Here is a 15,047-nt window from a genome sequence, read left to right as displayed (position 1 = left end):
GACCGATTGGAGTGGATGTGAAACGCATCGGGTTCCTCAGCTTCGGGCACTACCAGCCCATCCCCGGCTCCGTGTCGCGCACCGCCGCGGACGCCCTCCATCAGGCGATCGACCTCGCCGTCGCCGCGGAGGAGCTGGGGGCCGACGGCGCCTTCTTCCGCGTGCACCACTTCGCGCCGCAGCTGGCCTCGCCGTTCCCGCTGCTCGCCGCCATCGGTGCGCGCACGTCGCGCATCGACATCGGCACCGCTGTGATCGACATGCGGTACGAGAACCCCCTCTACATGGCCGAGGATGCGGCGGCGGCCGACCTGATCTCCGGCGGCCGGCTGCAGCTCGGCGTCAGCCGGGGGTCACCCGAGACGGCGCTGCGCGGTTCCGAGTCCTTCGGCTACGTGCCCGCGGAGGGCGAGTCGGATGCGGACATGGCACGCCGCCACACCGAGCTGTTCCGCGCGGCGATCGCCGGCGCGGGTGTGGCTGAGGCGAACCCGGCGATGACGGGCGGGCAGCGCGGCGCACTGGCGATCGAGCCGCAGTCGCCGGGACTTCCCGACCGGATCTGGTGGGGCGCCGGCACGCGCGCGACAGCCGTGTGGGCCGCCGAGCAGGGCATGAACCTGATGAGCTCGACACTGCTGACGGAGGACACCGGTGTGCCGTTCTCCGACCTGCAGGCGGAGCAGCTGCAGCAGTACCGCGACGCGTGGAAGGCCGCGGGCTGGGAGCGCGAGCCGCGCGTGTCGGTCAGCCGCAGCATCCTGCCGATCACGACGGACCTCGACCGCCGCTACTTCGGCGCCTCCGCCCTCGCCGACCGGCACGACCAGGTCGGCCACCTCGACGGCGGGCTGGCGCGCTTCGGCAAGAGCTACGTGGGCGACCCGGAGCGGATCGTGGAGGAGCTGCACGAGGATGCGGCGGTCGCCGACGCGGACACGCTGCTGGTGACCGTGCCGAACCAGCTGGGCGTCGAGTACAACGCCCACCTGCTGGAGACCATCGTCACCCAGATCGCGCCGGCGCTGGGCTGGCGCGACTGACGGAGCGAGGCACACGGCGCGGACGATGTACCCCGAATGCGGCATAGACGTATTCCGGGATACTGCGATGATGGTCGTACCGCACACCCGAATCTGCGGTGACCGTACCGTTCCGCGATCAAAGGGTGTGCCATGCGAGCTCCGACTCTCCGCTCAGCGATCACGTCGGCCGCGCTCGCGGTCGTCATCGGCGGTTCCCTCGTCGCCGCGGCCCCGGCGACCGCGGTGACCCAGCGCGTGGACGCCACGACGCCGTCCTCGGCGATCACCAGCATGTGGGCGTGGGGCAACCCCATCGACCCGGCGACGGATGCGCGCGGCGAAGGGCTGCCGCAGTTCGAACCGCAGGCGCTCGCCGACTTCGCGGCGGCCCACCAGTTGCGCACCGTCTTCCTGTCCGTGCCGTGGGCGGCCGACGAGGGAGCGTTCGGCGTCTGGCTCACGGATGCGGTCAACGCTCTGCACGCTGCGGGCGTGACCAAGGTCGCCGCGCTCGGTGGCGATCCGGCGTGGGCGGACGACCCGTCGCTCGCGGCCACCTGGACGTCCGCCGCGCTGCGCGCCGCCCCGTTCGACGCGGTGCAGTTCGACGTCGAGCCGTGGGTGGTGTCCTCCGACGACCAGCTCCCCGCCGTCGTCGCGCAGCTCCAGGCGATGTACGACGCGGCGCGCGTGGCCGCCGGGACGGTGCCGATCGGCGCCGACCTGCCGTGGTGGCTCGCGGCCAAGCCGCAGCCGGGAGGCGGAACCGCGTTCGACGCGCTGCTTCCCCACCTGAAGTCGGTCGCCATCGTGGCGTTCAGCGACCACGCGGCGGGCACCGACGGGATCGTGGCGCTCGCGAAGCCCGCGGCGACGGCGGCTGCCAACAAGCGCATCCCGTTCACCATCGGCGTGGAGACGGACACACCGGAGGTCGCCGGCGGCCCGGCCGCGACGTTCGGCGATGACAGCGCCGCCCTCCTCGAATCGGAGACGGCGAAGGTGCGCACGGCCCTCGGCGGCCTGCGCGGCTACGGCGGCGTCACGGTCGAGCACCTGCTGTCCTGGCAGACCCTCATCGGCTGAGCTCCGGCCCCTTCTGCTTCTCCGCGAGGTGCACGTTGTTGCGGCCGACACGCCGTGCGCGTGCGCAACAACGTGCACCTCGCGGGATGTGGACCCACGTCAGCGGCCGTCGGCGGCGGCCTCCAGCGCGGCGATGTCGAGCTTGCGCATCCCGAGCATGGCCTGATTCACCCGGGCTGCACGCGCCCGATCCGGGTCGGACTGCAGCTCGATCAGGCGTCGCGGAACGATCTGCCAGCTGACGCCCCAGGGGTCCTTCAGCCAGCCGCACATGCTCTCCTCGCCGCCGTCCGCCGTGAGCGCCTCCCACAGCCGGTCCACCTCGGCCTGGTCGTCGCACAGCACCGACAGCGAGAACGCCTCGGTGAAGCCACCGGCGGGGCCGGTGTTCATCGCCTGGTACTCGACGCCGGCGAGCGTGAAGCGCAGCACGACGAGGCCGTCCGGCATCCCTTCGCCGAAACGCTGGACCTCCAGGATCTCGGAGTCGGGGATGAGGGACGTGTACAGCCGGGCCGCCTCCTCCACCCCGCTCTCGAACCATAGGAACGAACTGACCTTCTGCATGGGTGTCCCCCTTCTGGCGTCGCTGCCGATGCGGCCCATGGTAGCCGTGCGGAGTAGCGTTGCACCCGTGTCCAGCACTGCATTCGCCAGCTACATCGCCATCGGGGACAGCTTCACGGAAGGGGTCGGCGACGAACTGCCGGACGGCCGGGTGCGCGGCTGGGCCGACTTCGTCGCGCTCGGGATGGCCGCAGCGGCCGACGGTCCCTTCCGGTATGCGAACCTCGCGGTGCGCGGCCGCAAGCTCGGGCCGATCGTGGCAGAGCAGGTCGAGCCGGCGATCGCCCAGCATCCCGACCTCGTCAGCCTCAACGGCGGCGGAAACGACATCATGCGACCGCGCGTGTCCATCGACGGCGTCGCGCGGACGCTGATGGATGCGGCGGACCGGGTGGTCGCATCCGGCAGCCACATGCTCCTGCTGAGCGGCGCGAACCCCAGCGCGCACCTGCCCCTCGGCGGTCTCATCCGGCGCCGCGGCGAGGAGCTGGCCGCCGCCGTGCGGGCGATGCTGCCGCGCGAGGGGATCACGTTCGTCGACAACTGGGCCGACGAAGGGCTGGAGGACATCCGCTACTGGTCGGAGGACCGCCTGCACCTGGGTCCGCTCGGCCATGCGCGGGTCGCGAGCAACGTGCTGACCGCCCTCGGCATCCCGGTCCCGAGCGAATGGGGTGTGGAGGAGGTCGCCGCCGCGCCTGCCGGCGAGAGCACGCGCCGCACGGCGGAGTACTACCGCCGCTTCGTGCTGCCGTGGATCGGCCGCCGGCTCACCGGGCGGTCCTCCGGCGACGGCCGCGCCGCGAAAATCGCAACCCTCACCCCGGTCGACCCGACATCCGCCCACCCCCTGTGACCCGCCTCAACGCCGCCCCGCCGCCGTTGAGTTGACGCGACACGCCGTCCCGCACTCGGCGCGGACGGCGTGTCGCGTCAACCAGAGTGCGCGGGAGACAGGGGTCAGTCGTTGTCGCCGCCGGTCGTGTCGAAACGGGTGGTGCGCTCGCCGCCCGCCCACGTCCACTCGGCGACCTCCGGGATGTCCTCCCCGTGCTCGCGCGTGTACTGCCGGGCGCGCAGGCGGGCGTCCTGCATCTCCTGCCGCAGCTCGGCCTCGCGCGTCGCCAGCCCGGGGACGCGGTCGATCACGTCGATCACCAGGTGGTAGCGGTCGAGGTCGTTGAGCATCACCATGTCGAACGGCGTCGTCGTAGTGCCCTCCTCCTTGTAGCCGCGCACGTGGAGGTTGTCGTGGCCGTTGCGACGGTAGGTGAGGCGGTGGATGAGCCACGGATAGCCGTGGTACGCGAAGATCACCGGCTTGTCGGCCGTGAACAGCGCGTCGTACTCGCGGTCGTTGAGGCCGTGCGGGTGCTCCCCCTCGCTCTGCAGCCGCATCAGATCGACGACGTTGACCACGCGCACCTTGAGGTCCGGCAGGCGGCGGCGCAGGATGTCGGCCGCGGCGAGCGTCTCCAGGGTCGGGATGTCGCCCGCGCAGCCGAGCACCACATCCGGCTCCTCGCCCTCCACCTCGGTGCCGGCCCACGGGAAGATGCCGATGCCGCGCGTGCAGTGCGCGATGGCCTCCTCCATCGTCAGCCAGTTCGGCGCGGGCTGCTTGCCCGCGACCACGACGTTGACGTAGTCGACCGAGCGCAGGCAGTGGTCGTACGTCGACAGCAGCGTGTTCGCGTCGAACGGCAGGTACACGCGCACGACGTCGGCCTTCTTGTTGACGACGTGGTCGATGAACCCCGGGTCCTGGTGGGAGGCGCCGTTGTGATCCTGCCGCCAGACGTGCGAGCTGAGCAGGTAGTTGAGGGAGGCGACCGGCCGCCGCCACGACACCTCGCCCGCCGACTTCAGCCACTTGGCGTGCTGGTTGAACATCGAGTCGACGATGTGGATGAACGCCTCGTACGACGTGAAGACGCCATGGCGGCCGGTCAGGAGGTAGCCCTCCAGCCAGCCCTGGCACTGGTGCTCGCTCAGCACCTCCATCGCCCGGCCGGTCGGCGCAAGATGGTTGTCGTCGTCGATCGGCAGGTAGCCGGCGTTCCACTGCTTGCTGGTGGTGTCGAAGACCGCCTGGAGGCGATTGGAGGCGATCTCGTCCGGACCGAACAGCCGGAAGTCGTGCGGGTTGGCGATCATCACATCCCGCAGCCACTCGCCGAGCACGCGCGTCGCCTCGGCCACGGTCTCGCCGGGCTGCGGCACGTCGACGGCGTAGTCGCGGAAGTCGGGCAGCCGCAGGTCGCGGCGTAGCAGGCCGCCGTTCGCGACCGGGTTGGCGCTCATCCGCCGCTCGCCCTCCGGCGCGAGGCCGGTGATCAGCTCGACCGGGCGTCCCTGCTCATCGAACAGCTCCTGCGGACGGTAGGAGGCCATCCAGCTCTCCAGCAGGCGCGTGTGCGCCTCGGTGTCGCGTGCGTTGGCGAGCGGGACCTGATGCGAGCGCCAGTTGTTCTCGGCAGGGTGCCCGTCGATCTCGGCGGGGCAGGTCCATCCCTTCGGGGTTCGGAGGATCAGCATCGGCCAGGCGGGGCGCCCGTCCAGCTCGTCGGCATCGGCATCCGCCTTGATCTGCGCGATGCGGTCGAGGATCTCGTCCAGCGTCGCCGCCATCCGCTTGTGCACCTCGCGCGGGTCTTCGCCGTCGAACCCGCCCGAGACGATGTACGGCGTGTAGCCGTAGCCGCGCATGAGGTCGAGCAGCTCGGACTCGGGGATGCGGGCGAGCACCGTCGGGTTGGCGATCTTGTAGCCGTTGAGGTGCAGGATCGGCAGCACGACGCCGTCCTGCTTCGGGTTGAGGAACTTGTTCGAGTGCCACGCGGTGGCCAGCGGCCCGGTTTCGGCCTCACCGTCGCCGACGACCGCCGCGACCAGCAGGTCGGGGTTGTCGAACGCGGCGCCGTACGCGTGCGACAGCGCGTAGCCGAGCTCGCCGCCCTCGTGGATGGAGCCGGGCGTCTGCGGCGCCGCATGGCTCGGGATGCCGCCCGGGAACGAGAACTGGCGGAACAGTCGCCGCAGGCCGTCCTCGCTCTGGTCGATGGCGCTGTACAGCTCGCTGTAGGTGCCGTCGAGGTAGGCGCCGGCGACGACCCCCGGACCGCCGTGGCCGGGGCCGGCGACGAAGAGGGTGTTCAGGTCGCGCTCCCGGATCACCCGGTTGAGGTGCGCGTAGATGAAGTTGAGACCGGGGGTCGTGCCCCAGTGACCGAGCAGCCGCGGCTTGATGTCGTCCCGCGAGAGCGGGCGCCGCAGCAGCGGGTTGTCGAGCAGGTAGATCTGCCCGACCGAGAGGTAGTTCGCCGCGCGCCACCAGGCGTCGATGCGGTCGAGCGTCTCCTCGCTGAGGTCGTGGACGCGCTGGTCGGTGGGCCGGTCGGACGCAGTGGTGGTCTCGGTCAACGGGTGCTCCCTGCTCGGTGAGGTGTCCCGCGCGCGGAGGGGGCCCGGCGCAGGGTGGGCTCCTCGCGAATCCTACGGCCGGTCCGCTCCGAAGAACAGGAGTGGAACAGACGATGGTGGAGACGGATGCCGGGCCGGTGACGGTGCACAGAACGGCGCGTGAATCCGCGGTGGCGACCATCCTGCTGCACGGAGCGGCGGGATCGTGGACGACGTGGGAGCCGATGGTCGCCGCGGCCGCGGCTGCCCGCGGCTCGGTCATCCCGGATCTGATCGTCCCCGATCTTCCGGGATGGGGCGACTCCCCCGCCGAGGTGGCGTCGCTCGATGCCGCCGTGCTCGCGTCGAGCGTCGCGACCGTCGCCCGCGCGCTCGGGTACGAGCGGTGGCGCGTGGTCGGGCACTCGCTCGGCGGGTTCGTCGCGCTCGAGCTCGCGGTGCGTGAGCCGGTCGCCACGGAGTCGGTGGTCCTGGTGTCGGCCACGACGTTCGGCGCGCAGGCCGATCGGCGGAGCACCGCATCCCTGCTGTACCGTCACGCACCGCTCATGCTGCTGCTCGGCGGGATGCGCATGCTGGCCGCGCTCGGACCGGCCGGGCTCCGACTGGTGCGGGCGCTGGAGCGGATGCGGTTGCTGCCGCTGCTCATCGCCCCGCTGTTCTCGGCGCCGGTCCCCGGCTCTGCGCACGAGCTCGCGCGGGATCTACGGCCTGCCGCGTTCGTGCGCTCGGTCGCGTGCGCGCGGCGGTACCCGGCGGCCGAGCGCTGGGCACGCATCCGGTGCCCGGTGCTCTCCCTGCACGGCGACCGGGACGTCTTCGTCACGGCGCTGGACGACGCCGGGCTCGCGGCCATCGTCCCGGGGCTGCGCACGCGCATCCTCCCCGCCACCGGGCATTTCGCGCATGTGGAGCATCCCTCGCTCCTCGCGACGCTCTGCCTGGGCGTGGCCGGTGAGGCAGGCGGCGACGAACCGCCCCTGGCCTGTGTCACCCGTGCGCGCTAGCGTCGAAGCATGAGCGACACCGTGGTCCGTCCCGTCGACGACGCCGTCTGGGGCGATCTGGAGACCGTGTTCAGTACACCGGGAGACCCATCGGGATGCTGGTGCCAGTGGTTCAAGGTGCCGCGGTCGCAGAACGACCGGCTCTCGGTCGACGAGCGGCGGGAGCTGCTGCACGACCAGGTGCGGGAGGGCTCCCCCGGGGTGATCGCCTGGATCGACGGCCAGCCCGCGGGCTGGGCGGCCATCGAGCCGTACTCCGCGTATCCGACACTCGCGCGCTCCCCCATCACCAAGCGGCGGGAGGGCGATCCGGCCGACCCCTGGGCGGTCACCTGCTTCGTGGTCCGCTCGGAGTTCCGCCGTCAGGGCGTCGCCCGGATGCTGCTGGACGGCGCGGTGGAGCATGCCCGAGCCCAGGGCGCCGAGTCGGTCGAGGGGTACCCGGTCGACACGGAGGTGCGTCCGTCGCTGTCGGCGGCGGAGCGCTATCACGGCACCGTCTCGCTGTTCCTCGACGGCGGGTTCGAGGTGGTGCGCCGTCCGAGCGCGACGCGCGCCATCATGCGCCGGGCGGTCTGAGCCCCGCCGGCCGGTAAGCTCGACCGGGTGAGCTCCACCCGTCGCGACCGCCTCGTCGGCGCGGGCACCCAGGTGGCGACGGAAGTGAGCATCAACTACGGCTCGGCGCTGGCCGGCCTCCTCATCCCGATCGTCGGATCCGTCGTCGTCGTCGCCGCACGGCAGGTCGTGACGGCAGCGGCCGTGCTGCCGTTCTACCGTCCGCGCCGCGCGGAACTGACCTGGCGGAGACTGTGGCCCGCCCTCGCGCTGGGCGTCGTGCTGGCCGCCATGAACCTCAGCTTCTACGAGGCCGTCGGGCGACTCGGGCTCGGCATCGCCGCCACCATCGAGTTCCTGGGCCCGTTCGCCCTCGCGCTGGCCGGATCCCGTCGCCTGCTGGATGCGGGATGCGCGGTGGCCGCCGCCGCGGGCGTCCTGCTCCTCACGGCGACCGAGGGGACGGTCGACCCTCTCGGGGTCGCTCTCGCTCTGACCGCCGCGGCCGCCTGGGCGGCATACATCCTGCTCACCCGTCAGGTCGCGATGCGGCTGCCGGGCCTCGAAGGCCTCAGCGTGGCGAGCATCGTCTCCACAGTATTGACCGTGCCCATCGCGCTCGTCGTCATCGACTACAGCCGAGTGGATGCGCGGGTGCTGCTCCTCCTGCTGGCGCTCGGCGTGCTGTCGTCGGCCGTCCCGTACAGCCTGGACACCTTCATCCTGCGCCGGATCACCCCGCGGCTGTACGCCGTCATCACGAGTTTCGGGCCGGTGGTCGCCACCGTCTTCGGGGTGATCGTGCTGGGCGAGCACTTCACGCTCATCCAGCTGGTCGGCATCGTGGTGGTGTGCCTCGCGGCCGGGATCACCATCGCGACGCAGCGCGACCATCCCCGCACCGAGCTGGAGCAGACGGCCGAGTCCGTGCCCTGACCCGCGACCGCTGTGGGACGCGACACGCCGTTATCCGCCGCGCATAACGGCGGGTTGCGCCCCACGGATCAGCTGAGAATGTCCTTCGTGGTGAAGCGGCCGACCGCCAGCGCCCCGAAGACGACGATGTAGCCGAGCTGCAGCAGCGCGTTGTCGCCGAACGAGTCCCACGAGATCGGGTCGCGGAGGAAGTCGCCGAACCCCAGCCAGTAGTGGCTGAACAGCCAGGGGTGGAGTCCCTCCAGCTGCGGCAGCTGGTCGAGCACCTGCGAGACGACCGCCAGGACGGCAGTCGCGGCCATGGCGCCGACCGGGACGTCGGTGAGCGTCGACAGGAACAGCCCGATCGCGCAGAGCCCGAGCAGCGACACCACGATGTAGAGGGCGATCAGCAGTAGGCGGAAGTACGCCTCCCCCATGCTCACCTGGATCCCGGACAGCAGAGTGACCGGGCCGATCGGGAAGAGCAGCATGCCGATCAGTGCTCCGGCCAGCCCGACGACCAGCGCGGCCGCGATGCAGAACACGGCGCTCCCGGCGTATTTGACAGCGAGCAGCCGGAGCCGGCCGGCCGGCGCGATGACGAGGTAGCGGAGGGTGCCGTGGCTCGCCTCACCCGCGATGGTGTCACCGGCGACGACGCCGATCGTCAACGGAAGGAACAGGGGGACGCACACCACGAGGGCGGTGAACGCGACGAACAGCCCATTGGAGGTGATCTCACTCAGGAAGGCCGGACCGCGCGAACTGCCGCCGGTGACCCGCACCGCGATGGCGATCAACAGCGGGATGGCCGCGAGAGCACCTAGCATCGCCCAGGTGCGCCAGCGCCGGAACATGACCGAGATCTCCGATCCCAGCAGCGCCCATCCCCCGCTCGGACGCTCACGACGTTCCGCGACGCCGCCCGCCGGGCGCGTGACGGACGGCTGGATCGCCTGCTCGGTGCCGACCTGGTCGGTGCGGGGCGCCGCACTCGGAAGCTCACTGCTCGGCAGTTCATTGCTCGACATCGAAGCCCTCCCCCGTGAGCTCCACGAAACGCTCCTCCAGGCTGGAGGAGCGCACGGCGAATCCACGCAGCCGCACTCCGTGGCCGACCAGCGCCGCCGACAGCTCTTCGGCCGCCGGAGCATCGTCGCCCAGGGACGCCTCGACGCCGTTGCCCGTCACGACGGGATCCAGACCGAGCCGGCTCAGCACGCCGACTGCCTGTGCCGCATCCGGCGTCTCGACCGCCACGCGCGGGCCGGACGCGCTCCGGAGCTCGTCGAGCGACCCCTGCGCGACCAGCCGGCCGGTGCGCATGATCGCCGCGTGCGTGCAGACCTGCTCGATCTCGGCCAGCAGGTGACTGGAGACGAACACGGTCGTCCCCTCGTCGGCGAGCGACCGCACCAGCGCGCGCACCTCGCGGGTGCCCTGCGGGTCCAGCCCGTTCGTCGGCTCGTCGAGCACCAGGAGGTCGCGGTCGGTCAGGAGTGCGCCCGCGATCCCGAGGCGCTGCTTCATCCCGAGCGAGTAGGCGCGGACGTGCTTGCCGGCCGCGTGCGAGAGGCCGACGCGTTCGAGCGCAGCCTCCACCCGCGCGCGGCGGGTGGCGCCTGGAGCGTAGCGGTCGGCGGTGTCGCGCCGCATGAGGTTCGCCGTGCCCGAGAGGTATGGCGCGAACGCCGGCCCCTCGACCAGCGCACCGACCCTCGGAAGCACGCGTGCGCCGCGGTCGGGCATCGCCTCCCCCAGCACCCGGATCGAACCGGCGGACGGGGAGACGAGGCCGAGCAGCATCCGGATGGTCGTGGTCTTACCCGAACCGTTCGGGCCGAGGAAGCCGAACACGGAACCGCGCGGAACGTTCAGGTCGAGGCCGTCGACGACCGCCCGCGACCGGAAGCGCTTCGTGAGCCCGCTGGTCGCGATCGCCGCGTCGGTCACTGCGCGGTCGCCTGCGCCGCCGCGGTCTGCAGAGCCGAGACCGGGACGGAGCCGGCCAGGACACGGCCGTCCGCGGTGATGAGCACCGACACCAGCGAGGAGCTCAGCGCCCGGCCTCCGTCGACCGGCTGGGTCAGTTGCTGGAACAGCGGGTCGTCGGCCACCCCGGCCGGAGCCGAGCCGGCGGGCAGGGAGACGACGGTCGCCCAACCCTCGCCCGAGACAGCGGGCTTCGGGTGCGAGCCCGCGGCATCCTTGACCTGGTGACCGGTCGGCAGCTTCTGCTCGGACACGCTCGCGCCCTTCGGCGGCGTGAACGAGAAGACACCGGCATCCGGCCGCTGGTCGCTGAACGCGGTGAAGCCGGCCTCGAAGGCGGGCGCGCTCGCGCCGCGGGCGGTGACGGCGACCTTCAGCGGGATGCCGGTCTTGCCGTCGACCGCGATGGAGACGGTGCCGATCAGGGTGGCCTCGGTGCGCGGGGTCAGCACGAGGTCGTACGCGTCGCGACCGGCCACCTTCGTCTCGTCGCCGAGGGTCACCTTCGTGGATGGGTCGACCGCCGCGAGGAAACGCTGCGCCAGCTGCGACGGCGTCAGGGCCGTGGCGTCCGGAGTAGGCGTTGACTTCGCGTCGGAGTCCGGGAGGGTCGCGTGGGCGACCTTCTTGCCGTTGGACTCGTACAGCCAGAGGTCGTCGCCGTTGCGGATCGCATCCCGCTCGGCCAGCTTGTCGAGCACCTGGACGCGCACGTGCGTCGGGCCGTCGACCCACACCTTCGCGGTGTGGTCGGCGAGAGCCAGTTCGAGCAGGCTCGCGGCATCGCCGTCGTCCATGCCCTTCGACGTGGTCGCGGGGAGCTCGGGAAGTCCGAGCTCGGAGCTCTGCTCGACCGTGCCGGAGAACGACCGCGTGTCGCTCGCGGCGACCAGCCGCAGCACGTCGGAGGGCGACTTCACGGGGAGGTCCGACGCTCCGGCGGCGAGGGGCGAGACGATGACGGCGGCGGCGATCGCCACGGGGGCGACGACGGCGGGCGCCCAGCGCATCCAACGGTGTTCCATAGCCCGAGGATACGCGCGCCGGAGCGCCCCCGACCCTCCGGATTGGCTGGCAAAGCCGGACTTCATCCCCCGGTCGTACACCGCGTCATCCCTGAGGACGACGCCTGGATGCCCGGCCCGGTCGTCCCGCTCAGAACCGCCTGTCGACGGAAACGGAGGACGCGGTCAGGGCCGGCCTTCCGATCCCCTCCGTTCCCGTTCTATCCTCGGCGTGTCGCGCCGGATCGCCTCCCTTTCCGGCCGCCTCCGAGACGCCGAATGGACGCGTCCCATCGCCTCGCACGGCGGTGGAAGGGGAGGAGAAGCCGACCCGACGCGCCGCAGAATGCGAGAAAGGGAGGTGGATGCGGGCGCGACGGCTCGGAAGTCCTCCGAACCCGCGCCGCGACGAGGGCGGGCGCCCGGAGCGCACCCCGGGAACGCAGAAGGGCCCCGCCGAAGCGGGGCCCTTCCGACCGGTGCTACAGGACGTCGCCGACCCGGTGCACGCGGATGTCGTTGGTGGTTCCGGGGATCCCGGGAGGGGAACCGGAGATGATGATCACCTTGTCGCCGTCGACGGCGCGGCCGGTCGACTTGAGGGCCTCATCCACCTGCGCGACCATCTGGTCGGTGTGGGTGACGCGGCCGACGACGAACGACTCGACGCCCCAGAACAGCGACATGCGGCGGCGCACCGACTCCTCCGGCGTGAACGCCAGGATCGGGATCTTGTTGCGCAGACGCGCCATGCGGCGGGCGGACTCGCCCGACTCGGTGAAGACGCAGAGGAACTTCGCCTCGACGAAGTCGGCGACCTCGACCGCGGCAAGCGTGATCGCGCCCGACTGGGTGCGGGGCCGGGTGCCGAGCGGCTGGATGCGGTCCAGACCGTGCTCCTCGGTCGAGGTGACGATGCGCGACATGGTCTGCACGGTGACCGTCGGGTACTCGCCGACGCTGGTCTCGCCCGAGAGCATGACCGCGTCCGCGCCGTCGAGGACGGCGTTGGCGACGTCCGACGTCTCGGCGCGGGTCGGCACCGGGCTCGAGATCATCGACTCCAGCATCTGCGTCGCGACGATGACCGGCTTCGCCGCACGGCGGGCCAGCTCGACGGCGCGCTTCTGCACGATCGGCACGGCCTCGAGCGGCAGCTCGACGCCCAGGTCGCCACGGGCGACCATGATGGCGTCGAACGCCTCGATGATCTCTTCGAGCGCATCCACGGCCTGCGGCTTCTCGATCTTCGCGACGACGGGGACCTTGCGGCCCTCCTCCGCCATGATCTCGTGCACGCGCTCGATGTCCTTGGCGTTCCGCACGAACGAGAGGGCGATCAGGTCGGCGCCGAGCTTGAGGCCCCAGCGCAGGTCGGCCTCGTCCTTGTCGGACAGCGCCGGGACGTTCACGGCGACGCCCGGCAGGTTGATGCCCTTGTTGTTGGAGACGGGACCGGCGACGATCACCTCGGTCGTGACGACCGGGCCGTCGACCGCGACGACGCGCACGCGCACCTTGCCGTCGTCGATGAGCAGGTAGTCACCCGGCTTGACGTCGTTGGGCAGGCCCTTGAACGTCGTCGAGGAGATCTCCTTCGTGCCGATGATGTCTTCGGTGGTGATCTTGAAGATGTCGCCCTCGGCGAGCTCGTAGGGGCCTGCCTCGAACTTGCCGAGGCGGATCTTGGGGCCCTGGAGGTCGACGAGGACGGCGACCGGCTTCCCGGCGTCGTCGGCGGCCTTGCGCACGTTGGCGTAGACCCCCTCGTGCACCTCGTAGCTGCCGTGGCTCAGGTTCATGCGGGCCACGTCCACACCCGCGTCGATGATCGCGCGGATGTTGTCGTAGCTGGAGGTCGCCGGCCCGAGGGTCGCGACGATTTTGGCCCTTCTCATGCTTTTCTGTTCGCTCCGTGATTCTGCGCCGACGGCGCGTGATTTCTTGGTGGCGCCCGGTCGTGCGGGCATCGCCTCGCTCAGACGAGGATGCCGCGGTCGGTGGGACGGATCGGAGACGGCAACTGCGTCTCCCCTTCAAGATACCGGTCAACAGCAGCCGCCGCTGCCCGGCCCTCTGCGATAGCCCACACGATCAGGGACTGACCGCGGCCGGCGTCGCCGGCGACGAACACGCCCTCCTGCTCCGTCTGGTAGTCGGAATCACGCGCGACGTTGCCGCGGCCGTCGAACGGCAGACCCAGCTGCGAGGACAGGTCCTGCTGCTCCGGGCCGGTGAATCCGAGGGCCAGCAGCACCAGGTCGGCCGGGATCTCGCGCTCGGTTCCGGCCTTCGGCACCCGGCGTCCGTCGAGGAACTCGGTCTCGGCCACGCGCAGGGCGCGCACCTCGCCGAACTCGTTGGAGAGGAACTCGACGGTCGACGCGAGGTACTCGCGCTTCCCGCCCTCTTCGTGGGCGGACTGGACCTCGAACAGCGTCGGCGTGGTCGGCCACGGCTGGTGGTCCGGGCGCTCCGACGGCGGCTGCTTGCCGATGGCGAGGTTGGTGACGCTCGCGGCGCCCTGACGGTGGGCGGTACCGATGCAGTCCGCACCGGTGTCGCCGCCGCCGAGGACGATGACGTGCTTGCCGTCCGCCGTGATCTGGTCGGCGATCTGGTCGCCCGCGCCCGCCTTGTTCTGCTGCACGAGGTACTCCATGGCGAAGTGAACGCCGGAGAGCTCACGGCCCGGGATGGGCAGGTCGCGCGGCACCATGGCGCCGGTCGCGACGACGACCGCGTCGTACCGGGCGCGCAGGTCGTCCCAGCTGATGTCCGTGCCGATGTCGACACCGGCGCGGAAACGCGTGCCCTCGGCCATCATCTGGTTGAGACGCGCCTCCAGGTGCTTCTTCTCCATCTTGAAGTCCGGGATGCCGTAGCGCAGCAGGCCGCCGATACGGTCGTCCCGCTCGTACACGGCGACCGTGTGGCCGGCGCGCGTCAGCTGTTGGGCGGCGGCGAGGCCGGCAGGGCCGGAGCCGACGACGGCGACCGTCTTGCCGGTGAGGCGCTCCGGCGGCTGCGGCTGCACCCAGCCGTGCTGCCACGCCTGGTCGATGATCGAGACCTCGACCTGCTTGATCGTGACGGCCGGCTGGTTGATGCCGAGCACGCAGGACGACTCGCACGGCGCCGGGCACAGCCGCCCGGTGAACTCCGGGAAGTTGTTCGTCGCGTGGAGGCGCTCGATCGCCTGGCGGCCCTCACCGCGCCACATGAGGTCGTTCCACTCGGGGATGAGGTTGCCGAGCGGGCAGCCCGAGTGGCAGAACGGCACGCCGCAGTCCATGCAGCGGCCGGCCTGGCGGCGCAGCTGCGCCGGGTCCTGGGCCTCGTAGACCTCTTTCCAGTCCATGAGCCGGACCGAGACGGGGCGGCGCTTGGGCAGCTCCCGCTCGGTCACCTTCAAAAAGCCTTTAGGATCAGCCACCGGTCACCTCCATTTCGACGGAGCCCTTAGG

Annotated in this window: 13 protein-coding genes; 6 read left to right on the top strand and 7 right to left on the bottom strand. The window is 71.2% G+C overall.

Features of this window, described 5'->3' with window-relative positions:
* Positions 1-11 precede the first annotated feature (11 nt).
* Positions 12-1,043 carry an LLM class flavin-dependent oxidoreductase gene (locus AXZ95_RS19160; protein WP_018191166.1) on the top strand — a complete coding sequence of 344 codons (1,032 nt, stop codon included), beginning with the start codon at positions 12-14 and terminating at the stop codon, positions 1,041-1,043.
* A 132-nt stretch (positions 1,044-1,175) separates the two neighbouring features.
* Complete coding sequence (locus AXZ95_RS19155) at positions 1,176-2,111, top strand: hypothetical protein (protein ID WP_018191167.1); 936 nt, start codon at positions 1,176-1,178, stop codon at positions 2,109-2,111.
* Between the two features lie 99 nt (positions 2,112-2,210).
* Here AXZ95_RS19155 and AXZ95_RS19150 read toward each other — a convergent pair whose 3' ends face one another.
* Positions 2,211-2,678 (bottom strand): VOC family protein, encoded by a 468-nt coding sequence (locus AXZ95_RS19150; RefSeq protein WP_018191168.1) that lies wholly within the window; start codon positions 2,676-2,678, stop codon positions 2,211-2,213.
* Positions 2,679-2,745: 67 nt separating this feature from the next.
* Here AXZ95_RS19150 and AXZ95_RS19145 point away from each other — a divergent pair, with 67 nt between their 5' ends.
* Positions 2,746-3,534, top strand: a complete 789-nt coding sequence (locus AXZ95_RS19145) for an SGNH/GDSL hydrolase family protein (protein WP_018191169.1) — start codon at positions 2,746-2,748, stop codon at positions 3,532-3,534.
* 104 nt (positions 3,535-3,638) lie between these two features.
* Here the strand turns inward: AXZ95_RS19145 and AXZ95_RS19140 are convergent, their stop codons facing one another.
* Positions 3,639-6,101, bottom strand: a complete 2,463-nt coding sequence (locus tag AXZ95_RS19140; RefSeq protein ID WP_018191170.1) for a phosphoketolase family protein — start codon at positions 6,099-6,101, stop codon at positions 3,639-3,641.
* A 101-nt stretch (positions 6,102-6,202) separates the two neighbouring features.
* On the opposite strand from AXZ95_RS19140, the gene AXZ95_RS19135 reads away from it, so the two are divergent.
* Genes AXZ95_RS19135 through AXZ95_RS19125 form a run of 3 tightly spaced genes read left to right on the top strand, consistent with a single transcriptional unit; the run spans position 6,203 to position 8,602 of the window.
* Complete coding sequence (locus tag AXZ95_RS19135) at positions 6,203-7,108, top strand: alpha/beta hydrolase (protein WP_231374429.1); 906 nt, start codon at positions 6,203-6,205, stop codon at positions 7,106-7,108.
* Between the two features lie 9 nt (positions 7,109-7,117).
* Positions 7,118-7,687 carry a GNAT family N-acetyltransferase gene (locus tag AXZ95_RS19130; RefSeq protein ID WP_018191172.1) on the top strand — a complete coding sequence of 190 codons (570 nt, stop codon included), beginning with the start codon at positions 7,118-7,120 and terminating at the stop codon, positions 7,685-7,687.
* Between the two features lie 27 nt (positions 7,688-7,714).
* A complete protein-coding gene (locus AXZ95_RS19125; RefSeq protein WP_018191173.1) occupies positions 7,715-8,602 on the top strand; it encodes an EamA family transporter in 888 nt (295 codons plus the stop codon).
* Between the two features lie 68 nt (positions 8,603-8,670).
* On the opposite strand, the gene AXZ95_RS19120 is transcribed toward AXZ95_RS19125, so the two are convergent.
* The 5 genes from AXZ95_RS19120 to AXZ95_RS19100 all read right to left on the bottom strand — a co-directional run bounded on the left by AXZ95_RS19120 (position 8,671) and on the right by AXZ95_RS19100 (position 15,016).
* Positions 8,671-9,615, bottom strand: coding sequence for an ABC transporter permease (locus tag AXZ95_RS19120; RefSeq protein ID WP_018191174.1), 945 nt, complete (start codon positions 9,613-9,615; stop codon positions 8,671-8,673).
* On the bottom strand, positions 9,602-10,537 hold the full coding sequence (locus AXZ95_RS19115; protein WP_018191175.1) for an ABC transporter ATP-binding protein: 936 nt from the start codon (positions 10,535-10,537) through the stop codon (positions 9,602-9,604). The genes AXZ95_RS19120 and AXZ95_RS19115 overlap by 14 nt, the downstream gene beginning before the upstream one ends.
* On the bottom strand, positions 10,534-11,586 hold the full coding sequence (locus tag AXZ95_RS19110; protein WP_018191176.1) for a DUF2092 domain-containing protein: 1,053 nt from the start codon (positions 11,584-11,586) through the stop codon (positions 10,534-10,536). The genes AXZ95_RS19115 and AXZ95_RS19110 overlap by 4 nt, the downstream gene beginning before the upstream one ends.
* A gap of 476 nt (positions 11,587-12,062) precedes the next feature.
* A complete protein-coding gene (pyk, locus tag AXZ95_RS19105) occupies positions 12,063-13,478 on the bottom strand; it encodes a pyruvate kinase (RefSeq protein ID WP_018191177.1) in 1,416 nt (471 codons plus the stop codon).
* 80 nt (positions 13,479-13,558) lie between these two features.
* On the bottom strand, positions 13,559-15,016 hold the full coding sequence (locus tag AXZ95_RS19100; RefSeq protein ID WP_020077509.1) for a glutamate synthase subunit beta: 1,458 nt from the start codon (positions 15,014-15,016) through the stop codon (positions 13,559-13,561).
* Between the last annotated feature and the right edge of the window lie 31 nt (positions 15,017-15,047).

It is taken from the genome of Leifsonia sp. 115AMFTsu3.1 (assembly GCF_004362795.1).
In the GTDB taxonomy this organism is placed as follows: Bacteria; Actinomycetota; Actinomycetes; order Actinomycetales; family Microbacteriaceae; genus Leifsonia.
This window is presented reverse-complemented; position numbering and strand designations above follow the sequence as displayed.

Excerpts from the sequence above, each read along its gene's own strand:
- AXZ95_RS19130 (WP_018191172.1), top strand. The coding sequence starts at position 7,118 with ATGAGCGACACCGTGGTCCGTCCCGTCGACGACGCCGTCTGGGGCGAT.
- AXZ95_RS19155 (WP_018191167.1), top strand. The coding sequence starts at position 1,176 with ATGCGAGCTCCGACTCTCCGCTCAGCGATCACGTCGGCCGCGCTCGCG.
- AXZ95_RS19120 (WP_018191174.1), bottom strand. The coding sequence starts at position 9,615 with ATGTCGAGCAATGAACTGCCGAGCAGTGAGCTTCCGAGTGCGGCGCCC.
- AXZ95_RS19150 (WP_018191168.1), bottom strand. The coding sequence starts at position 2,678 with ATGCAGAAGGTCAGTTCGTTCCTATGGTTCGAGAGCGGGGTGGAGGAG.
- pyk (WP_018191177.1), bottom strand. The coding sequence starts at position 13,478 with ATGAGAAGGGCCAAAATCGTCGCGACCCTCGGGCCGGCGACCTCCAGC.
- AXZ95_RS19110 (WP_018191176.1), bottom strand. The coding sequence starts at position 11,586 with ATGCGCTGGGCGCCCGCCGTCGTCGCCCCCGTGGCGATCGCCGCCGCC.